Genomic DNA, 21,406 nt, shown 5'->3' with positions numbered 1-21,406 from the left:
ATGCGCGAAACGATGACCGGCGGATGCCAGTGCGGGCGGGTCCGGTACAAGGTCACGGTCGACGATCGCGAGGCGTATCTCTGCCATTGCCGGATGTGCCAGCGCGCCACCGGCGGGGTTTCGGTGGCACTGAAGCTGGTCGAGGTCGCGGACGTTGAATGGACCGCGGCGGCGCCCGATCGGTATCGCTCGTCGCCGTTCGCGCAGCGCGGCTTCTGTGCGGCATGCGGGACGTCGCTGACTTATGAGGGCGACGATCATCACCAGCTCGACCTGACCGTTGGCAGCTTCGACGACGCCGGCGTGTTCGTTCCCGTCAGCCATTCCGGCGTTGAAAGCCGCCATGACGCGTGGCTCGACACGCGCGGGCTGCCGGAGCAACGCACCGAGGAAAACACGCGCATTGCGCAGAAGTGGATCGACAGCGTTGGCCATCTCCCTAGCTGAGCCGCACTATTTCACCGCTGGCGATGGCGTCCGCCTGGCGTGCCGCGAGGTCGGCGCGGGGCGGCCGGTGGTGCTGCTGCACGGCTACATGTCGGACTCGGTGACCAACTGGCTTCGCTATGGCCATGCCGATGCGGTGGCGGCGAAGGGCTTTCGAGTCATCATGCTCGACTTCCGCGCGCATGGCTCGAGCGACAAGCCGCACAATCTCGATCGTTATCCGCGCGACATCCTGACCGACGACGCGCTGGCTCTGGTTAATTATCTCGGGCTCGAGGATTATGATCTCGGGGGCTATTCGCTGGGGGCGCGGACTGCGTCGCGGATGCTGGCGAGGGGCGCGCGGCCGGGGCGCGTGATCCTGTCGGGCATGGGGCTGGAAGGGCTGACCGATGTCGACCGCCGCGCCGGGCATTTCCGCGGCATCTTGGAGAACCTCGGAAAGCACGAACGCGGCAGCCCGGCGTGGATGGTCGAGGCATTTCTGAAGACGACCGGCGGTGATCCGGTGGCGCTGCTGGGGATCATCAACACTTTCGCAGGCACACCGCTGGAGACGTTGAAGACGTTCACGATGCCGATCCAGGTGCTGTGCGGCGTCGAGGACGAGGACAACGGATCGGCACCCGACCTGGCTGCAGCGCTGCCGAATGCGGTATATGCCGAAGTGCCGGGCGGGCACATGAGTGCGGTGGTGAAGCCGGAGCTTGGCGCAGCGATGGCGGCGTTTCTGGCTGGATGAGCGCAAGCGTGGCAGGGCCTGACGCTCCACAGCCCCGTCGACCCGAGTGAGCTGTGTCCCCGCGCAGGCGGGGATCCAGTGTCAAGGATTACAACGCGGTTGGTTCTGCTTGGTCCTGGGCTCCCGCCTTCGCGGGAGCACAAGATGGGTCGGCTGGAGTTTGCCTGCGCGTCGAGCCAGGAAGGCCTATGCGCGAATACCAGCCGCCCCGACGTCCTTACTGCTCCGGGATCGTGTTCTCGTCGGCGATGCCGGCCTCGAACGACTTCGAAGAATCGCTGCCGTCGGGCTGGTGCGCGCCCTTGGCGTCGGTGACCGGCTTCAGCTTGGGTGTGCTGCCGCGCAGCGAGAGCAGGGCTGCGGCGGCGGCACCGGCGGCTGCGACGCCACCCGCGATCGCGGCGAGACCCCATTTGCCGCCGACCTTGTCACCCGCACGATCGACCGCACCCTTAGCGGCGTTGGTCGCGGCACCGACTTTGGTCGGCTTGCGTGCGGGGGTGCGGGGGGTGGCACGCTTGGTGGAGCGTGGCTTGACGGCTTTCGCGGCGGACTTGGGTGCGGCGGCCTTTGCGGGAGCTGACTTGGTGGCGGTGTCGGGCTTGCTCGCCTCGCCTTCGCCCGCCGACTTGCCGGCCGGTGCCTTGCGCGGTGCCGCAGGCTTGCGGGTCGTCGCGCGGGGGGCGCGGCGACGGGCGGCTGCGGGTTTGTCGGCGTCGGTCTTGGGGGTGTCGGGCGTGTCGGCCATGGTCAGGCTCCCTGGATTGATTCGCAGCCGTAACGCACGACGAGCCGTTGGTTTCCGGATCAGCGAAATGGCGGCTCGTCGAACGCGCGCAGCTTGCGACTGTGCAGCTTTGCGCCCTCCAGCCGCAACTGCTCGCACGCCTGGATCCCGATCCGCATATGTTCGCTGATCGCGCGTTCGTAGAAGCGGTTGGCCTGTCCGGGGAGCTTGAGTTCGCCGTGGAGCGGCTTGTCCGACACGCAGAGCAGCGTGCCGTAGGGGACGCGGAAGCGATAACCCTGGGCGGCGATCGTCGCGGACTCCATGTCGATCCCGACCGCACGCGACAGCGAGAAGCGCAGCGCCGACGCGGAATAACGTAGTTCCCAATTGCGGTCGTCTGTGGTGACGATGGTGCCGGTGCGCAGCCGGCGCTTGAGTTCCTCGCCCGATTGGCCGGAGACGATCTCGGCCGCCTTGGCGAGCGCGACCTGTACCTCGGCGATCGCGGGGACGGGGATCTCGGGCGGGAGCACGTCGTCGAGCACGTGATCGTCGCGGAGATAGGCGTGGGCCAGGACGTAATCGCCGATCCGCTGGGACGGGCGGAGGCCGCCGCAATGGCCGATCATCAGCCACGCCTCAGGGCGCAGCACCGCGAGATGATCGCAGATCGTCTTGGCGTTGGACGGGCCGACGCCGATATTAACGAGAGTGATGCCGGTGCGATCGTCGGCCATCAGATGATAGGCGGGCATCTGGTGCCGGCGCCAGGCGCTGTCGGTGACGAGCTTGTCGGGGTCCTCGCCCGCCTTCACGACGACGTTGCCGGCGCCCGATACCGCGGTGAAACGGCTGGGGTTGCCGTCAGCATCGGGGCCGAGTTGCGCCACCGCCCAGCGGACGAATTCGTCGACATAGCGATGATAGTTGGTGAACAGCACGAAGCGCTGCGCGTGTTCGGACGGCGTGCCCATGTAGTGGCGCAGCCGGGCGAGCGAGAAATCGGTGCGCAGCGCATCGAACAGCGCGAGCGGACGGGCATCGTCGCCGAACCAGAGACCGTCGGCGATCTCGTCGCCGATGTGCGCGAGTTCGGTCGCGGGGAAGAAGCGCGCGAGTTCGGTCGCGGAGACCTGGTCGAGGCTTAATGCGTGGCCGGGATCGAGGACGTAGGGGAAGGGGATTTCCTGCCGCCCCGGCACCGCTTCGACCTCGACGTCGTAATCCTCGATCAGCAGCGTCAGCTGTTCGGTTAGGTAATCCGCAAAATGGCCGGGCTTGGTGACGCTGATCCGGTAGTCGCCGGGGGTGACGAGGCGACCGAAGGAGCGCAGCGGCGTCGGGCGATCGTCGGCCCCGCGATAGTGGAGCCGGATCTCGGGATAGGCGAAGGAACCATCGGTGCGCGCGGCGGGATCGGGCTGGGTGCCGCCGGTGAGATAGGCGGTCAGCGCGGCCTGGAGACGATCGACGGAAGCGCGGTAGAGGCGGTCGAGTTCGGCGACGATATGCGATGCGGTGGACATCGGGCAGCGTTACGCGGCGACCGGTGCAGTGGCAAGAGTCGGGGGGGGGCGTCTGTTGGCCGGTCCCCGATGCGATCGGGTCACGAGCTTCCGTCACCCCGGATCTGCTCGACGCTGGTACTTTCAGCCGGATCGTTGCGATCTCTTGCGACCCGTATGTGCTCCCGCGAAGGCGGGAGCCCAGTACTGGGTCCCCGCCTTCGCGGGGACACTAGATGGAGGGGATCAAGTCCGAGGTGACGGGGCGTCGATCAGATCCCGCTGAGCAGATACTCGGCCGAGCTGACCTTGAATTCGCCGGGGCCTTCGACGTTCAGCTGCTTCACGACGCCGTCCTCGACGATCATCGAATAGCGCTGGCTGCGGGTGCCCATGCCGAACTTGGAGCCGTCCATCGTCAGCCCGAGCGCTTCGGCGAAGGCGCCGTTGCCGTCGGCGAGCATGGTGATGCCGGCGGCGTCGGCGGACTTGCTCCACGCGCCCATCACGAAGGCGTCGTTGACCGAGGTGCACGCGACCTCGTCGATACCCTTGGCGAGCAGATCGGCGCGCTTTTCGACGAAGCCGGGCAGGTGCTTGGCCGAGCAGGTCGGGGTAAAGGCGCCCGGCACCGCGAACAACGCGACCTTGCGGCCTGCGAAGAACGCGTCGGTCTCGACCTGGTCGGGGCCGCTGTCCGTGACCTTCACGAGCGTTGCGCTGGGCAGTCGGTCTCCGACGCTGATCGTCATGATGAATCCTTATCGCTGCACCGCGGGATCGCGGCGTTAGGGCTTCCCTTTCTCGGTTGCGCGGCGGAATTCAAGATGGCGAGTAAGAGCGCCGGTGGTTATGATCAGGGGATGACCGATAATCGCTTTCTTTCCGGGCAGTTCCTTCTCGCGATGCCCGGCATGCACGATCCGCGTTTCGAGCATGCGGTGATCGCGATGTGCTCGCACGACGAGAGCGGCGCGGTGGGAATCGGGCTCGGCGCGACGATTCAGGGGCTGACGTTCCACGATCTGCTCGACCAGTTCGAGATCGCGCACGGCGCCGCGCCCGACGTGCCGATCCATTTCGGCGGCCCGGTGGAGACCCGCCGCGGTTTCATCCTCCATTCGCTCGACTGGAGCGGGCAGGACAGCATCGACGTCGCGGGCCGCTGGGCGCTGTCGAGCACGATCGACGTGCTGCGCTCGATCGCCGACGGCAGCGGGCCGACGCGCTGGGTCGCGGCGATCGGCTATGCCGGTTGGGACGGCGGGCAGCTCGAGGAGGAGCTGGCGAGCCCGGGCTGGTTCAACGTCGTCGGCGACGAGGCGCTGCTTTACGACACCCCGGCCGCGCTGCGCTGGACGCGTGCATTTCATGGCGCCGGGGTCGACCCGCGGCTGCTGGTGGCGGACACGGGCACCGCCTGATCGTCATATAAAGATATCTTTATATTTGATTCGACGGTGCGCACCTTCTATGTGGCGCAGCAACCGGCACGGGCATTCGGCCCGCCGACCTATGCATTTCCAGGAGAATTCGCGTGGCCACTGCTCTTGCCGCCGAGACCGTCGACTATGTCGTGAAGGACATCTCGCTTGCCGCTTTCGGGCGCAAGGAGATCGAGATCGCCGAGACCGAGATGCCTGGCCTGATGGCGCTGCGCGACGAATTCGGCGCGTCCAAGCCGCTGAAGGGCGCGCGGATCACGGGGTCGCTGCACATGACGATCCAGACCGCGGTGCTGATCGAGACGCTGACCGCGCTTGGCGCCGACGTGCGTTGGGCGACCTGCAACATCTTCTCGACCCAGGACCACGCCGCCGCCGCAATCGCCGCGACCGGCGTGCCGGTATTCGCGGTGAAGGGCGAGAGCCTGGCCGACTATTGGGACTATGTGGGCGACATCTTCAACTGGGGTGCGGGCACCACCGGTGAGACCGCGAACATCATCCTCGACGATGGCGGCGACGCGACGATGTTCGCGCTGTGGGGCGCCAAGCTCGAGGCCGGACACTCGCTCGGCGAGCCCGAGAACGACGAAGAGGTCGAGTTCCAGCGCGCGCTGAAGGCGTATATCGCGAAGTATCCGGGGTATCTGACCGAGACGGTCAAGAACTTGAAGGGCGTGAGCGAAGAGACTACCACGGGCGTCCACCGCCTGTACGAGATCGCCAAGAAGGGCGAGCTGCCCTTCCCCGCGATCAACGTCAACGACAGCGTCACCAAGTCGAAGTTCGACAACCTTTATGGCTGCAAGGAATCGCTGGTCGACGCGATCCGTCGCGCCACCGACGTGATGCTCGCCGGCAAGGTCGCCTGCGTCGCCGGCTTCGGTGACGTCGGCAAGGGTTCGGCTCAGTCGCTGCGCAACGGCGGCGCGCGCGTGATGGTGACCGAAGTCGACCCGATCTGCGCGTTGCAGGCGGCGATGGAAGGCTTCGAGGTCGTGACGATGGACGAGGCGGTCGAGCGTGCGGACATCTTCTGCACCGCGACCGGCAATGCCGACGTCATCACCGCCGATCACATGAAGGCGATGAAGCCGATGTCGATCGTCTGCAACATCGGTCACTTCGACAGCGAGATCCAGATCGCGGCGCTCAGCAATTACGAGTGGGACGAAGTGAAGCCGGGCACCGACCTGGTGAAGTTCCCCGACGGCAAGCAGATCATCATCCTGGCGAAGGGCCGTCTGGTGAACCTCGGCTGCGCGACCGGCCATCCGTCGTTCGTGATGTCGGCCAGCTTCACCAACCAGACGTTGGCGCAGATCGAGCTGTGGACGAAGGGCGACGAGTATAAGAACGAAGTCTACGTCCTTCCCAAGCATCTCGACGAGAAGGTCGCGGCGCTGCACCTGGAGAAGCTCGGCGTGAAGCTTTCGAAGCTGACCCCGAAGCAGGCGGGCTATATCGGCGTGCCGGTCGAGGGACCGTTCAAGCCGGATCACTACCGCTACTGATCTGCCGCCCCCTTCTGGGGTGGTGCTGCAAAGCCACGTACGGGAGACCGTGCGTGGCTTTGTCCTGTCGGCGGGGTCATGCCGGCTGGTGCGCATCGCTGCGCAATCGGCCGAGGGTGCTTCCCCGGGGGCATCGACTTGGCCTAGGGTAGGGCGATGCACTTGTCCCGCTGCCGTTCGGATCATGTCCGATGATCACCCTCGGCGTTGGTGCCGCGCTGATCATCGGCGGGATCGTGTTCGCGGTGCTCGGGGTCGCGGGGTATCTGTTGTTCCTGGGCTTGCTGGCGCGGGCTGAGGCGGCGCGGGTGGTGGCGGCGCACCGAGACCTGGACGCGGTTCGGCAGAGCGCGCCCGCCTTGGCGATGCTGGTGCGCGCCGACGGGCGAATCGAGATGCCGGCGCGAATGGCCGACTGGTTGGGCTTGCCGGCGTCCCCGCGGTTTTTGGCCGATCTGAGTGCCGAGGGGCACGGGCTGTCGAGTGACGATGCCGCGCTCGTTGCCGCGGATGTCGGCGCGGCGCAGCGCGCTGGGCGCGGGTTCGTGCGCGCGGTGACGCCGGTCGGGTCGAACCGGTCGATCACCATGCATGGCAGCCGCGCGCCGGGCGATCTCGGCGCGACCGGCGCGGTCGTCATCTGGGCGTTCGATGCTACCGAGAGCGAGGCGGAGATCGCGCGGCTGTCGACCGAATCGGCGCGGTTGTCCGCGGCGTTCGAGGCGCTGACCGGGCTGATCGAGGCGGCACCGCTGCCGATGTGGTATCGTGGTCCCGACCTTAAGCTGGCGATGGTCAATTCCGCCTATGTCCGCGCCGTCGAAGGGGCGAGCGCGTCGGACGTGGTGTCGCGTGGGCTGGAACTGGTCGAGGGATCGGGTCGCGGCGGGCCGCTCGCGGGGGCGGCGGCGGCGCGCGAGCAGGGGCGGCCGCACGCGCAGATCCTGCCGGCGACGATCGATGGCGAGCGACGGTCGCTCCAGGTCCATGACGTGCCGCTGCCGACCGGGGGGATCGCGGGGTTCGCGGTCGATATCGAGGATCTCGAACAGAGCCGCGCACGGCAGAAGCGGTTCGCGGATGCGCAGCGCGCGATGCTCGATCAGCTGTCGGCTGGCGTCGCGCAGTTCGGGCTCGATCGTGGACTGGTGTTCTGCAACCAGCCGTTCCGGCGGATGTTCGCGATGCGCGCCGAATGGCTCGCGGATCGGCCCGAATTCGATCGGGTGATCGAACGGATGCGCGAGGCCGACCGTTTGCCCGACGTGCGCGATTTCCCGGCGTGGAAGGCGGAGCGGCGCGACTGGTTCGTGCTGACCGATGAGGCGGTCGAGGAGAATTGGCATCTGCGCGGCGGCACCCATCTGCGCGTCGTCGCGCAGCCGCTGCCCGATGGCGGACTGCTGTTGATCTTCGAGGATCGTACCGAGCAGGTGCAGCTGGCGAGCGCACGCGACACGCTGCTGCGGGTGCGCACCGCAACGTTCGACAATCTGTTCGAGGCGCTCGGCGTGTTCGCCGCGGACGGGCGGCTGCAATTGTGGAACAACCGCATGCGCGCGGTGTGGGGATTCGAGGAGGAGTTCCTCGCGTCCCATCCCCGCGTGGATGCCTTTGCCGACGCGGCGAAGGACAAGCTGGCGACCCCGAACCGGTCGGTGCTTATACCCGAACTGGTGCGGTCGGCGACGATCGAGCGGCAGCAGCGCGGTGGCCGGGTGGCGTTCGCGGACGGGCGCTATTTCGAATTCGCCGCGGTGCCGCTGCCCGATGGCAACGCGCTGTTCACGATGCTCGACATCACCGACAGTCGGCGCGCGGAACAGGCGCTGCGCGACCGCGCCGATGCGCTGGAAGCGGCGGACAAGGTCAAGACCGCGTTCGTCGCCAATATGAGCTACGAGTTGCGGACGCCGCTTACCTCGATCAGCGGCTTCGCGGAGATGCTGCACGGCGGCTATGCGGGCAAGCTGCCGAAGGAAGCCGATGTCTATGTCGAGGCGATCCTCGAATCGGTCGAGCGGCTGGGGCTGCTAGTCGACGATGTGCTCGACCTGACGCGCGGCGACGAGGCATCGGACGAGCTGGAGCGCGAGGATCTCGACCTGGCGGTGATCGCGCGCGAGGCGGCGGACACGATCATGCCGACCGCCAAGCGCCGGCATCTCGATTTCGCGGTCGAGATCGCGCGGTCGACCGGGCGGATCAGCGGCGATCGGCGACGCCTACGCGAGACCATAGAGCATCTGCTGCGCCACGCGATGTCGGCGACGCCGGAGGGCGGGCGGATCCTGCTCCACGCCGACGGCAACGCCACAGCCGCGCGGATCGTGGTGTCGGACGACGGGCCCGGGATGGACCAGGCTGCGGTCGCCGCTGCGTTCGATCGGTTCGCGGAACCGGCGACGCGCACCGGCGAACGCGCGCTCGGGCTGGGCCTGCCGCTCGCGCGTCAGTTCGTCGAGGCGCATGGCGGTACGATCGACCTGGTGTCGGAACCGGGCGCGGGCACGCTGGTGACGATCGAGCTGCCGCGGCGGTGATCCGTCTCGCCGATCCGCAGGCGACCGAGGCGTTCGGCGCGTCGCTGGCGCCGCTGTTGCGCGTGGGCGACGTGATCACGCTGCGCGGCGATCTGGGTGCGGGCAAGACCAGCATCGCGCGTGGGTTGCTCGCGGCGCTCGGGCTGGCGGGCGAGGCGCCGTCGCCAAGCTTCGCGTTCGTCCAGCCCTATGCGCCGCCCGAGGTGCGGTTGCCGGTGCTGCATGTCGATCTCTACCGGATCGAGGATGCCGCCGAGATCGAGGAATTCGGGCTCGACGAGGCGCGGGGCGATTCGGTGCTGGTGATCGAATGGCCCGAGCGTGCGCCGGGCTGGTGGCCGGATGCGCTGGCGCTGAGGCTGGCGATCGAACCGGACGGCGCACGCGCCTTGACAGCCGCGGTGCCGGCGGCTTGGAGCGCGCGATGGCCGACATGATCCCCCCCGCCGGTGCCGGCGCCTTTCTCGACGCGCATGGCTGGGGAGGCGAGATCGTGCCGCTGTCGGGGGATGCATCGTTCCGCCGCTATTTCCGGGTGAAGTCGCAAGGGCGTGACGCGATCCTGATGGACGCGCCGCCGCCGCACGAGGATCCGCGGCCTTTCCTAAGTGTCGCGGCATGGCTGAGCGCGCATGGCTTTGCGGCGCCCGCGATCCACGCAGCGGACGCAGAGGCTGGGTTGGTCCTGCTGGAGGATTTCGGCGACGCGCGGATGCGCGAGGCGGTCGACGAAGACGCGGCGGCGATCGACCGGCTGTACGGCGCGGCGATCGATGTGCTCGTGGCGTTGGCGGGGGCGCCTGCCGGACCGTTTGCGCCTTACGACCGCGACACCTTGCAGCGCGAGGCGGCATTGCTGATCGACTGGTATTGCCCGGCGCTGGGGATCGACGTCGATCGCGCGGGCTATGTCGCAGCGTGGGACGCGGTGCTGGGCGAAGCGGCGGCGAAGCGGCCGGTGACGGTGCTGCGCGATTATCATGCCGAGAATCTGATGCTGGTGGGTGAGGCCGGGTCGCTCGGGCTGCTCGACTTCCAGGACGCGCTGGTCGGTCATCCGGCCTATGACCTGGTGTCGCTGTTGCAGGACGCGCGCCGCGATGTCGCGCCCGAAACCGAGCAGGCGATGATCGCGCGCTATCGGGCCGCGACGGGAGCAGGCGACGAATTCATGGCCGCGTATCATGTGCTCGGCGCACAGCGGAACGCGAAGATCATCGGCATCTTCACGCGGCTGTGGCGGCGCGACGGCAAGCCGCGCTACCCGACGCTTTGCCCGCGTGTATGGGGTTATCTCGAGCGCGATCTCGCGCAGCCGGTGCTGGCGCCGGTGGCACGCTGGTTCGATGCCAACATACCGCCCGAGCTGCGCGGCGACCCACTGGCGCTAGCGCGATGACCCGCCAGCTCGCGATCCGGCCGCGGCTCGACGTGGCGGTGCCGGAGACCGCGATGGTGATGGCGGCGGGACTCGGCAAGCGGATGCGCCCGCTCACCGCCACCCGCCCCAAGCCGTTGGTGTCGGTCGCGGGAAAGCCGTTGATCGACCACGTGTTCGATCGGCTGGTCGCGGCGGGTATCCGCCGGGCGGTGGTCAACGTCCATTATCTTGCCGACACGCTGGAGGCGCATCTCGCGCAGCGGGGAGGCGTCGAATTGGTCATCTCCGACGAGCGCGCGCGATTGATGGAGACCGGGGGCGGGCTGGTGCAGGCGCGCGACCTGATCGGCGACGCGCCGGTGCTGGTGGTGAACAGCGACAATCTGTGGCTGGATGGGCCGATCGACGCGATCAAGCTGCTGGCGTCGCGCTGGGACGATGCGGCGATGGACGTGCTGCTGCTTGTCGTGCCGCTGGCGAGGGCGCATAACCATACCGGCCTTGGCGACTTCGTGGTCGCCGCCGACGGGCGGATCACCGGCCGCCGGAAGCCGGGGCGGGTGGCGCCGTTCGTCTATACCGGGATCCAGATCCTGCACCCGCGGATCATCGAGGACAGTCCGGAGGGACCGTTCTCGCTCAACCTGTTCTGGTCGCGCGCGATCGCCGCGGGGCGTGCCTATGCGCAGGTTCATCAGGGTCTGTGGTTCGACGTAGGGACCCCCGCGGCGATCCCGCGGACCGAGGCGATGCTCGCTTATGGCTGAGCCACGGGAGGGCGGGGGGCGGCTCCGGCTCTTCACCATCCCTGCGCATCGCGGCTTTGCGGACGCACTGGTCGCGGGGCTGATGCGGCGTGCCGGCAGCGATCCGCTGGCGCTCGCGCGCGGGCTGGTGCTGCTGCCGAACAATCGTGCGGTGCGTGCGGTGACCGATGCGTTCGTTCGCGCGAGCGGCGGCGGGTTGCTGCTGCCGCGGCTGGTGGCTCTCGGCAGTCCCGACCTGGGCGAGGCGGTCGGCGCCGCGCTGGAGCCTGCAGATGCCGAGGAACCGCCTGCGCCTGCGGTCGCGCCGATGGAAAGGCGGATGATCCTGGCGCGGCTGGTCGGCGAGGAGCGGCGGCGTGGCGGCACCCCGATTGATGCCGCCGAGGCGGTGCGGCTGGCGGGCGAACTGTGCCGGACGCTCGATCAGTTGCTGGTCGAGGAGGTCGCACCCGAACGGCTCGCCGAGATCGACCTCGGCCCCGAACTGACCGAGCATTGGCAACGCGCGCTGTCGACCTTCTCGGTGGTGCTCGATCGCTGGCCGGGGGAGCTGGCGCAGATCGGGCGGATCGATGCGGCGACGCGGCGGGGCATGCTGCTCGACCGGCTCGTCGAGCAATGGCGGGTGACGCCGCCCGCGAGCTTCGTGTGTGCGGCGGGCGTCACCGACCCGGCGCCCGCGGTGGCGCGGCTGTTGCGGTGCGTGGCGGAACTGCCGAACGGAATGACGGTGTTCGCGGGGCTCGACCTGGCGTTTCCGCAGGAGGAGTGGGACGCGCTCGGCCCGCATGCGCCGGACCCGGTGACGGGGAGCGTCCGGCGATCGATCGAGACCCATCCGCAATTCCACCTGAAACTGCTGCTCGAACGGATGAGCGCGGGGCGCGAGGAGGTGACGACCTGGCGCGGGGGCGGCGAGGGCCCCGATGCGGGTGCGGCACGGGGACGGGCGATCGCCAACGCGCTGGCGCCGCCACTCTTCACCGCTAAATGGACCGACATGAAGGCGGAGGACCGCCGGCTTTCCGGGGTGAGCGCGGTGGAGATGGCGACCGCGGCGGAGGAGGCGCAGGCGATCGCGCTCGCGCTGCGGGAGGCGCTGGAGGAACCCGGCCGCACCGCGGCGCTGGTGACGCCGGATCGCGCGCTGGCGCGGCGGGTGGCGGCGCATTGCGCGCGCTGGGGGATCGCGATCGACGACAGCGCGGGGTCGCCGTTGTCGCTGTCGGCACCGGGGACGCTGCTGCTTGCGCTGGTCGAGGCGGCGGCGCAGCGGTTCGCGCCGCTGGCGTTGCTGGCGTTGCTGAAGCACCCGCTGGTGCGCAGCGGCGACGCGCGGCTGGCGTGGCTCGACGGCGTTCGCGCGCTCGATCGGGCGCTGCGGGGACCCCGGCCGGCGGCGGGGCTGGTCGGGATCGATACCCAGCAGCGGGGCGACTGGTGGCCCGAGGCGCGCGCGCTGCTCGCGCCGATGGAGCGGGCGTTCGATGCGGGTGCGCAGCCGCTGGAGTCGTTGCTCGCGGTGGCTCGCGAGACGGCGCAGGCGCTGTGCGGGGACGAACTGTGGGCAGGTGCGGCGGGCCGGGCGGCGGCGACCTTCCTCGATGAACTCGAACGCCATGCGTCGCTGGGGCCGGCGACGGTCGATCCGGATGGGCTCGCGCCGCTGCTGCGCGGTCTGCTCGACGAGGTGGCGGTGCGAGCGCAGCAAGGCGGGCATCCGCGACTCGCGATCTACGGACTGATCGAGGCACGGCTGCAATCCGCCGATCTGATGATCCTCGGCGGGCTCAACGAAGGCGTCTGGCCCGGCAGGCCCGCGCCCGATCCGTGGCTGGCGCCGCGGATCAGGGCCGAGTTGGGGCTGCCCGGACTGGAGCGATCGATCGGGCTCGCCGCACATGATTTCGGGCAGGCGCTGGGCAACCCGACCGCGCTGGTGACTCGGGCGCGGCGCGATGCGGCGTCCCCCGCGCTGGCGTCGCGGCTGTGGCTGCGGCTCCAGGCGATGGCGGGCGACCGCTTTGTGCGCGCGACCGCATACCAGCATTGGGCGCGTTCGCTCGACGATCCGGGGGAGCATGCGCCTGCCGATCGGCCTGCGCCCTCGCCACCGGCTATCCTGCGCCCGACCAGGATCTCGGTAACCGAGATCGACCGGCTGAAGGCGGACCCCTATGCCTTCTATGCGCGGCGGGTGCTGGGGCTGATGCCGCTCGATCCGGTCGATGCGGATGCCAGCGCGGCGTGGCGCGGCACCGCGGTGCACGACATCCTCGAATGTTGGTGGAAGGAGGATCGGTGCGCAATCGACGCGCTGCGGCCCCGCGCGCTGGCGATGCTCGACGATGTCGCGGCGCACCCGATGATGCGGGCGCTGTGGGGACCGCGGCTGATGGAAGCGATCGACTGGATCGCGCAGCAGGTCGCGACCGAGGCGGCGCGCGGCCGGGTCGTCGCGAGCGCCGAAGGTCGAGGCGAGATCGCGGTCGCGGGCATCACGCTGTCGGGGCGTTACGACCGCGTCGACCGGCTGCCGGACGGGGCGCTGGCGATCGTCGACTACAAGAGCGGCAAGCCTCCCTCCGCCACCGCGGTGCGAGCGGGGTACAGCCTCCAGCTCGGGTTGCTCGGGGCGATCGCGGAGCGTGGTGGGTTCGAGGGATTGGCGGGCAAGGTAGGGGCGTTCGAATATTGGTCGCTCGGGCGCAACCGCGACGGGTTCGGCTATGTCGCGACGCCGGTCGACGCCGAGGGCAAGAAGGACCGGATCGTGACGAGCGACTTCACGACGATCGCGGTCGCCAATCTGGCCGAGGCGGCGGGGCGGTGGCTTACCGGGGACGACGCCTTCACCGCCAAGCTGGTACCCGAATATGCGCCCTATGCCGAGTACGACCAATTGATGCGCCGCGACGAATGGTATGGCCGTGAGTGACGGCAAGATCCGCGCGCTGCCTCGGCTGAAGGGCGCGCAAGCCGCGGCGAGTGACCCGCATGCGCATGTCTGGCTGTCGGCGTCGGCAGGCACGGGCAAGACCCAGGTGCTGGCGGCACGAGTGTTCCGGCTGCTGCTGCGCGGGGTCGATCCCGCGGCGATCCTGTGCCTGACCTTTACCAAGGCCGGCGCAGCGGAGATGGCGCAGCGGATCAACGATCGGCTCGCCGCGTGGGTGCGAATGCCACCGGCGCAACTCGCCACCGATCTCGATGCGCTCGGCGAGCGTGCGACGCCAGTTATGCAGCAGCGTGCGCGGACGCTGTTCGCGAGCGTGCTGGATGCGGCGGGGGGTGGGCTGCGGATCCAGACGATCCACGGCTTCTGTCAGGGGTTGCTCGCGGCATTCCCGGTCGAGGCTGGGCTGACGCCCGGGTTCCGGCCGCTGGAGGCGCGCGAGGAGGCGGTGCTGGCGCGCGAGACGCTGGCGGCGATGCTGTCTGACGCCAAGCGCGAAGGGCGGACCGCGCCGATCGATACGATCGGGGCGCTGAGCCGGCGGATGGGCGAGGGCGGGGCGGAGTCGTTCCTGTTCGCCTGCGCGCGGTCGCTGCCGGCGCTGGAGGCACTGCCGTCGGGTATCGGGCCTTGGCTGCGCCGCGCGCTCGATCTGCCGCAGGGCGACATCGCCGCGGCGATCGCAGAGGGGTGCGAGGCGATCGACGAGGCGGCGATCCGGGCGGTTGCCGAGCATAACCGCAACTGGGGCACGAAGGTGGGGCTGACGCGCGCGGCGGCGGTCGAGGCGTGGCTTGGCGCTTCGGCGGAGCAGCGCGCCGAATCGCTCGGCGACCTGCACGGCGTGTGGTCGCGCGCCGACGGCGATCCGCGGTCGTTCGGCAAGGGCCAGGCACCGCAGCATCCCGACTATGCGGAGCTTGCCGCGGACCTGCACGGGGCGTGCGGCGACCTGCTGTCGCTCGGCATCCGCGCAGCTTATGCCGATCTGCTCGCGGACGCGCTGATCGTCGGGCGCGATTATGCGCGCGCCTATGCCGCCGCCAAGCGCCGCGTCGGCGGGGTCGATTTCGACGACCTGATCGCGACCACGGTGGCGCTGCTCGACCAGCCGGGGATCGGCGAATGGGTGCGCTACAAGCTCGACCAGGCGACCGAGCATGTCCTGATCGACGAGGCGCAGGACACCAATGCCCAGCAGTGGCGGATCGTCCGCGCGCTGGCGGACGAGTTCTTCGTCGGGCGCGGCATCTATGCGCCGTCGACCCGGACGCTGTTCACGGTCGGCGACTTCAAGCAGGCGATCTTCGGCTTCCAGGGCACCGATCCGGTCAATTTCGCGGCCGCGGGGGTGCATTTCGAGCGGCGCGCGGACGAGGTCGCGGGGGACGAGGACTGGCCCGACACCGAACGCGGGCTCCCGCTGGCGCGACTGTCGCTGACGCACAGCTTCCGGTCGACGGGGCCGATCCTCGACTTCGTCGATGCCGCGATCGACGCGGTGGGCGAGCCGGGGCTTGGCGTGGTCGGCGAGATCGATCGCCACGCCAGCGAAGTCCCGGGGCCGGGCCTCGTCGAGCTGTGGCCACCGGTGGTGGCGGGCGGCAGCGACGAAGACGAGGAGAGCTGGATCGACGACGCGGTGCGGGCGCAGGCGAGCGCGATCGCGCGTGCGGTGAAGGGCTGGCTCGACGCGGGCACGATGCTCGGCAGCAAGGGGCGCGCGCTGCGGCCCGAGGACATCATGATCCTGGTCAAGCGCCGCGGCGATCTCGCCTCGTTGCTGGTCGCTCGGCTTTATGCGGAGGGCGTGCCGGTCGCCGGCGTCGATCGGTTGCGGCTCAACGCGCCGCTGGCGGTGCAGGATCTGCTCGCCGCGATCCGCTTCGTATTGCAACCCGACGACGATCTGTCGCTCGCGGCGTTGCTGGTATCGCCGCTTATGGAATGGACGCAGGACGAGCTGATGGCGGCGGCGCCGCGGGAGACCGGCAGCCTGTGGCGGCACCTCATCCGCACGCAGCCGCCCGAGCGACTGGCGCCGCTGCGCACGATCCTGGCGCGCGCGGATTTCGTGACGCCGTACCGGTTCCTGGAGGACATGCTGTCGGGGCCGCTCGATGGACGGCGCAAGCTGTTGCGGCGGCTGGGAGCGGAGGCGCGCGATCCGATCGAGGAACTGCTCGGCGCCGCGCTGGCGTTCGAGACGGGGTCGACGCCGTCGCTGCAGCGCTTCCTCGACTGGTTCGATCGGGGCGACGTGGAGATCGTCCGCGATCCGTCGGCGCCGCTCGACGCGGTACGGGTGATGACCGCGCACGGCGCGAAGGGCTTGCAGGCGCCGCTCGTGATCCTGGCGGACGCGACGGTCGATCCGACCGCGGCGCCGCGGTCGCTGGTGCGCTGGACGCCGGAGGGCGCGACGGCGCCGATCCCGGTGTTCCGCCCGCGCGCGGCGGAGCGGGGCGGGCCGCTGGACGCGGCGATCGGCGAGATAGAGGCGCGGGAATTGGCCGAGCATTGGCGGCTGTTCTACGTGGCCGCGACCCGCGCGGAGGAGCGGCTGGTGATCGCGGGTGCGCTCGGCACGCGCAGCAAGGGGGTGCCGCCGCCCGCCAGTTGGTACGCGGTGGCATCGGCGGCGTTCGACGCGCTCGAAGTGGACGCGGCGCCAGGTGTACGCCGTTATGTCAGGGACAGGTCCGACGTGCCGGCTGGGCGAGCGCACACGCCGCCGGTCGCGCCCACGGAGGCTTACCCGCTGCCTTCGTGGTCGCGCGTGCCGGCACCTGCGGAAGCGCGACCGTCGCGGCCGCTCGCACCCTCGGCGCTCGGCGAGGATCAGGTGAGCGATCCGCCGCCCGGGCCCGAGATGCTGGCGGCGGCGGAGCGTGGGCGGTTGCTCCACGCGTTGTTCGAACGGCTGCCACCGGTCGCGCCGGCCGACCGCGCTGCGGCGGGCGATCGCTGGCTGCGGCATGCTGGCGGTGTCGAGGGTGCCGGCGCCCGCGAGCGAATCGTTGGCGACGTGCTCGCGATCGTCGACGATCCTCGCTTTGCCGACCTGTTCGGTGCCGACTCGCTGGCGGAGGCGCCTATCGCGGCGACACTTGCGGACGGGCTCGTGGTGTCGGGGACGGTCGACCGCCTGATGATCGCGGCCGATCGCGTGCGAATCGTCGATTTCAAGACCGGGCGGCGCGCGCCGGCCTCGATCGACGAGATCCCGACCTATCACCTGCGCCAGATAGCGGCCTATGTCGCGGCGCTGCGGATCATCTTCCCCGATCGGGGGGTGGAGGGCGGGTTGCTCTACACCGCTGGGCCCGCATTGTTCATGCTGGGCGACGAACTGCTCGACCGGTACAAGCCGGGCTTTGCCGCCACGGAGCAAAGCTAGCGTCCCGGCCGTTGAGCCGGCTGCGACGCCATCCTAAATGGTGAGAGAAGGAGAATTACCGATGGCGACCAAGGCAATCACCGATGCGAGCTTCCAGGCCGACGTACTGAACGCGGACGGCCCTGTGCTGGTCGATTTCTGGGCGGAATGGTGCGGCCCGTGCAAAATGATCGGGCCGAGCTTGGAGGAGATTTCCGAGGAGCTCGGCGAGCAGGTGACGATCACCAAGCTCAACATCGACGAGAACCCGGATGCGCCGGGCCGCTATGGCGTTCGTGGGATTCCGACGATGATCCTGTTCAAGGGCGGCGTTCCGGCGGCGACCAAGGTCGGTGCGGAGCCGAAGGGGCGGTTGAAGGCTTGGCTCGAGGGTGAGTTGGTCTGAGGATTCCCCTCGGAGTAGGCACCACCCCGGCGAAGGCCGGGGCCCAGTTGCGGAGGTTTGTGTAACGGAGCGCATCGCTTCGTTATCGCCGTTTCCCAACTGGGCCCCGGTCTTCGCCGGGGTGAGTTTCGAAATGGAGCAAGAGCTATCAACTAGCTCCGGTAATCCGCGTTGATCGCGATGTAGCCGTGGGTGAGATCGCAGGTCCATACCGTCGCCGCGCCGTCGCCCAGCGCGAGATCGACCCCGATCTCAACCTCGCTGCCGCGCAGGTGAGCCGCGACGGGTGCTTCGTCATAGCCGTCTACCGCAAGGCCATCGCGCGCCACTTGCGTGTCGCCGAAGCGGATCGATAACGTGTCGCGCTCGGCGGGTTCGCCGGCCTTGCCGACCGCCATCACCACGCGTCCCCAATTGGCGTCGCCGCCCGCGATCGCGGTCTTCACCAGTGGTGAGTTGGCGATGCTCATCGCGATGCGGTGGGCACTGCGGTCGCTTTCGGCGCCGGTGACCTGGATCTCGATCAGCTTCTGTGCGCCTTCCCCGTCGCGGACGACCAGCTGCGCGAGCTGGTGGCAGAGATCGGCCAGGGCGGCGCGGAACGCGTCGGCGCCGATGCTGTCGTGATCGACCAGCGGCGTGTTGCCCGCGGCGCCGGTGGCGAAGGCGAGCACGGTGTCGCTGGTCGAGGTGTCGCCGTCGACAGTGATGCACGAAAAACTTTTCGCGTTGGCGGCGACCAGCGCGCCGTGAAGGAACGCCGCGTCCGCGGCGGCATCGGTGAAGACGAAGCCGAGCATCGTCGCCATGTCGGGCGCGATCATGCCCGATCCCTTGATGATGCCCACCAACGTCACGGTTCGCCCGTCGACCACCGCGCTGGTGGTCGCGCCCTTGGGATAAGTGTCGGTGGTGCCGATCGTCTCGGCGGCAGCCTGCCAGTCGCAGGGCGCGGCGACGAAGGCGGCGTCGAGCCCGGCCTCGGCCTTGTCGACGGGCAGCGGGACGCCGATCACCCCGGTCGAGGCGACGAACACGTCGGACGGCTGGCAGGCGAGATGCGCCGCGGTGCGCGCGGCGATCGCCTCCACCGCGACGCGGCCGCGCGAGCCGGTGAAGGCGTTGGAGTTGCCGGCGTTGACGACCAGCGCCCGCGCGGTGCCGAGGGTCAGCGCCTTGCGGCACCATTCGACCTCGGGCGAGGGGCAACGGCTCTGCGTCAGCACGCCCGCTATCGTGGCGCCCGGCGCGACCTCGACGAAGGTGAGGTCGCAGCGGTCCCAGGTCTTGTAGTGGGCGCGCGCGACGCGGGTGGACACGCCGCCGATTGCGGGAAGTGCGGGAAAGGCGGCGGGGGCGAGCGGGGAGCGGCTATGGTCGGGCATGGCGGCGGTATAGATGCTCGCCGCCGCGCGGCAACCGGCGTGGCTCGCGCGGCGGCGGCGGCGCACGCTATTTACGTGGATTTATCGCGTTGCTGCCATTATCTCGGTATGATCCGATCGCTTTGGTGCCACGCTTGAACCTGTTGCTGCTGTTTTCCGCGCTGTTGTCCGCCCTGACCGGGGTGGTGTCGACCGCGCGCGCGCCGACCGCGGCGCATGCGGCGGCTGCGGCTACAGCGATCCGTGCGGCGGCTGTGCAGGCGCCGCGGGAAGCGACGGAACGCCCGGCCGATAGCGGCGTGGATCTTCGCGTCGTCGCGGTGGCGCTCGTCGCACCCGTGGTAGCCGCGATCGCGCCACTTTATGCGAGCCGCCGGCGCGAATAGCGGCGCGGCGCTGCCGGCGGTCTGCGCCGGTTCCATTTCGACCCGATAGTCTCAACGTGCGCCCGGTCGCGCGTCCTCCATCTTCAGGAAATTGCCATGCTCGGCGGCTTTGCCAAATCGCTGTTCGGTTCGTCCAACGACCGCTACGTCAAATCGCTCAACCCGATCCTCGCTAAGATCGCCGGCTTCGAACCCGCGATGAAGGCGATGTCCGACGAACAACTCGCCAATCAGACGGTCGTGTTCCGCGAGCGGTTGGCGAACGGCACCAAGATCGACGACCTGCTTCCCGAAGCGTTCGCTACGGTCCGTGAGGCGGCGAGCCGTACGCTCGGCCAGCGTCATTACGACGTGCAGATGGTCGGCGGCATCGTGCTCCACCGCGGCGAGATCGCCGAGATGCGCACCGGCGAGGGCAAGACGCTGGTCGCGACGCTCGCGACCTATCTCAACGCGCTGCCTGGCGACGGCGTCCATGTCATTACCGTCAACGATTACCTCGCCGCGCGCGACGCCGACTGGATGGGCCAGGTCTACCGGTTCCTTGGGCTCACCGTCGGTGTGATCATCCCGAACCTGACCGACGAGCAGCGCCGCGAGGCCTATGCCGCGGACATCACCTACGGCACCAACAACGAATTCGGCTTCGATTACCTGCGCGACAACATGAAGTACGAGCGCACGACGATGGTCCAGCGCCCGTTCGCGATGGCGATCGTCGACGAGGTCGATTCGGTGCTGATCGACGAGGCGCGAACGCCGCTGATCATCTCCGGCCCGACCGACGACAAGTCCGAACTGTATATGCAGGTCGATGCGGTCGTGAAGCGGCTGGCGGCGGCGGATTACGAGAAGGACGAGAAGCAGAAGTCGATCATCCTGACCGAGGACGGCACCGAGAAGGTCGAGCGAATGCTAGAGACCGCGGGGCTGCTCGAGGGCGATAACCTGTACGACTTCGAGAACACGCAGGTCGTCCACCACCTCAACCAGGCGCTGCGCGCGAACATGATGTTCAAGCGCGACACCGACTACATTGTGAAGGACGACAAGGTCGTCATCATCGACGAGTTCACCGGACGAATGATGGACGGCCGGCGCTCGTCGGACGGTCTCCACCAGGCGGTCGAGGCGAAGGAGGGCGTCCAGATCGAGCCCGAGAACCAGACGATGGCCTCGATCACCTTCCAGAATTACTTCCGCATGTACCCCAAGCTCAGCGGCATGACCGGCACCGCGGCGACCGAGGCGGCCGAGTTCTACGACATCTACAAGATGAACGTCGTCACGATCCCGACCAACGTTGAGGTCCGCCGCGTCGACGAGGAGGACGAGTTCTACAAGGACACGCAGGACAAGTTCCGCGCGATCGCCAAGAAGATCCGCCTCCACGCCGAACAGGGCCAGCCGGTGTTGGTCGGCACCGTATCGATCGAGAAGTCCGAGCTGCTGAGCGAGTTTCTCCAGGAGGAGAAGGTCGATCACAAGGTGCTGAACGCGCGCTATCACGAGATGGAGGCGCACATCGTCGCACAGGCGGGGCGCAAGTCCGCGGTGACGATCGCGACCAACATGGCGGGTCGCGGCACCGACATCCAGCTCGGCGGTAACCTCGAATTCCGGATGCTCGACGAACATCCCGACCTGGTCGCCGGCACCCCCGAATACGACGCGCGCGCGGCGACCATCCGCACCGAGATCCAGGCCGAGAAGGCTGCGGTGCTGGCCGCGGGCGGGCTGTTCGTGCTCGGCACCGAGCGCCACGAGTCCCGGCGCATCGACAACCAGCTGCGCGGGCGTTCGGTTCGTCAGGGCGACCC

General features: G+C 68.9%; 17 protein-coding genes. 13 read left to right on the top strand and 4 right to left on the bottom strand.

The genetic code is table 11. The features are described 5' to 3' along the window. Together ACFE77_RS09280 and ACFE77_RS09275 are read left to right on the top strand one after the other, a co-directional pair. On the top strand, window positions 1-447 hold the full coding sequence (locus ACFE77_RS09280) for a GFA family protein (RefSeq protein ID WP_375421350.1): 447 nt from the start codon (window positions 1-3) through the stop codon (window positions 445-447). After that, window positions 428-1,189, top strand: coding sequence for an alpha/beta fold hydrolase (locus tag ACFE77_RS09275; RefSeq protein WP_375421349.1), 762 nt, complete (start codon window positions 428-430; stop codon window positions 1,187-1,189). The genes ACFE77_RS09280 and ACFE77_RS09275 overlap by 20 nt, the downstream gene beginning before the upstream one ends. Window positions 1,190-1,406: 217 nt before the next feature. On the opposite strand, the gene ACFE77_RS09270 is transcribed toward ACFE77_RS09275, so the two are convergent. The 3 genes from ACFE77_RS09270 to ACFE77_RS09260 all read right to left on the bottom strand — a co-directional run bounded on the left by ACFE77_RS09270 (window position 1,407) and on the right by ACFE77_RS09260 (window position 4,176). Continuing rightward, on the bottom strand, window positions 1,407-1,937 hold the full coding sequence (locus ACFE77_RS09270; RefSeq protein WP_375421348.1) for a hypothetical protein: 531 nt from the start codon (window positions 1,935-1,937) through the stop codon (window positions 1,407-1,409). A 59-nt stretch (window positions 1,938-1,996) separates the two neighbouring features. Further along, window positions 1,997-3,445: an AMP nucleosidase gene (locus ACFE77_RS09265; RefSeq protein ID WP_375421347.1), complete on the bottom strand. Its 1,449-nt coding sequence runs from the start codon at window positions 3,443-3,445 to the stop codon at window positions 1,997-1,999. A 251-nt stretch (window positions 3,446-3,696) separates the two neighbouring features. Continuing rightward, on the bottom strand, window positions 3,697-4,176 hold the full coding sequence (locus ACFE77_RS09260) for a peroxiredoxin (protein WP_375421346.1): 480 nt from the start codon (window positions 4,174-4,176) through the stop codon (window positions 3,697-3,699). Between the two features lie 111 nt (window positions 4,177-4,287). On the opposite strand from ACFE77_RS09260, the gene ACFE77_RS09255 reads away from it, so the two are divergent. The 9 genes from ACFE77_RS09255 to trxA all read left to right on the top strand — a co-directional run bounded on the left by ACFE77_RS09255 (window position 4,288) and on the right by trxA (window position 17,815). Further along, entirely contained in the window at window positions 4,288-4,848 is a 561-nt protein-coding gene (locus ACFE77_RS09255) for a YqgE/AlgH family protein (RefSeq protein ID WP_375421375.1), read from the top strand. A 113-nt stretch (window positions 4,849-4,961) separates the two neighbouring features. After that, window positions 4,962-6,383 (top strand): adenosylhomocysteinase, encoded by a 1,422-nt coding sequence (gene ahcY, locus ACFE77_RS09250; protein ID WP_375421345.1) that lies wholly within the window; start codon window positions 4,962-4,964, stop codon window positions 6,381-6,383. A gap of 191 nt (window positions 6,384-6,574) precedes the next feature. Continuing rightward, on the top strand, window positions 6,575-8,926 hold the full coding sequence (locus ACFE77_RS09245) for a PAS-domain containing protein (RefSeq protein WP_375421344.1): 2,352 nt from the start codon (window positions 6,575-6,577) through the stop codon (window positions 8,924-8,926). After that, complete coding sequence (gene tsaE / locus ACFE77_RS09240) at window positions 8,926-9,363, top strand: tRNA (adenosine(37)-N6)-threonylcarbamoyltransferase complex ATPase subunit type 1 TsaE (RefSeq protein WP_375421374.1); 438 nt, start codon at window positions 8,926-8,928, stop codon at window positions 9,361-9,363. Before ACFE77_RS09245 ends, tsaE begins: the two co-directional genes overlap by 1 nt. Next, window positions 9,360-10,325 (top strand): aminoglycoside phosphotransferase family protein, encoded by a 966-nt coding sequence (locus ACFE77_RS09235; RefSeq protein ID WP_375421373.1) that lies wholly within the window; start codon window positions 9,360-9,362, stop codon window positions 10,323-10,325. The genes tsaE and ACFE77_RS09235 overlap by 4 nt, the downstream gene beginning before the upstream one ends. Continuing rightward, entirely contained in the window at window positions 10,322-11,074 is a 753-nt protein-coding gene (locus tag ACFE77_RS09230; protein WP_375421343.1) for a nucleotidyltransferase family protein, read from the top strand. The genes ACFE77_RS09235 and ACFE77_RS09230 overlap by 4 nt, the downstream gene beginning before the upstream one ends. Further along, entirely contained in the window at window positions 11,067-14,012 is a 2,946-nt protein-coding gene (gene addB / locus ACFE77_RS09225; protein WP_375421342.1) for a double-strand break repair protein AddB, read from the top strand. Before ACFE77_RS09230 ends, addB begins: the two co-directional genes overlap by 8 nt. Then, on the top strand, window positions 13,999-17,430 hold the full coding sequence (gene addA, locus ACFE77_RS09220; RefSeq protein ID WP_375421341.1) for a double-strand break repair helicase AddA: 3,432 nt from the start codon (window positions 13,999-14,001) through the stop codon (window positions 17,428-17,430). Before addB ends, addA begins: the two co-directional genes overlap by 14 nt. Before the next feature lie 61 nt (window positions 17,431-17,491). Beyond that, on the top strand, window positions 17,492-17,815 hold the full coding sequence (gene trxA / locus ACFE77_RS09215) for a thioredoxin TrxA (RefSeq protein ID WP_375421340.1): 324 nt from the start codon (window positions 17,492-17,494) through the stop codon (window positions 17,813-17,815). A 152-nt stretch (window positions 17,816-17,967) separates the two neighbouring features. Here trxA and argJ read toward each other — a convergent pair whose 3' ends face one another. After that, window positions 17,968-19,200 carry a bifunctional glutamate N-acetyltransferase/amino-acid acetyltransferase ArgJ gene (gene argJ, locus ACFE77_RS09210; protein WP_375421372.1) on the bottom strand — a complete coding sequence of 411 codons (1,233 nt, stop codon included), beginning with the start codon at window positions 19,198-19,200 and terminating at the stop codon, window positions 17,968-17,970. A gap of 125 nt (window positions 19,201-19,325) precedes the next feature. Between argJ and ACFE77_RS09205 the strand changes: the two genes are divergently transcribed. Both ACFE77_RS09205 and secA read left to right on the top strand, forming a co-directional pair. After that, a complete protein-coding gene (locus ACFE77_RS09205; RefSeq protein WP_375421339.1) occupies window positions 19,326-19,586 on the top strand; it encodes a hypothetical protein in 261 nt (86 codons plus the stop codon). Between the two features lie 96 nt (window positions 19,587-19,682). Continuing rightward, window positions 19,683-21,406, top strand: a 1,724-nt coding sequence (gene secA, locus ACFE77_RS09200; protein ID WP_375421338.1) for a preprotein translocase subunit SecA, incomplete at its 3' end; no start/stop codon positions are given.

Source organism: uncultured Sphingomonas sp., assembly GCF_964243315.1.
In the GTDB taxonomy this organism is placed as follows: domain Bacteria; phylum Pseudomonadota; class Alphaproteobacteria; order Sphingomonadales; family Sphingomonadaceae; genus Sphingomonas.
This window is presented reverse-complemented; position numbering and strand designations above follow the sequence as displayed.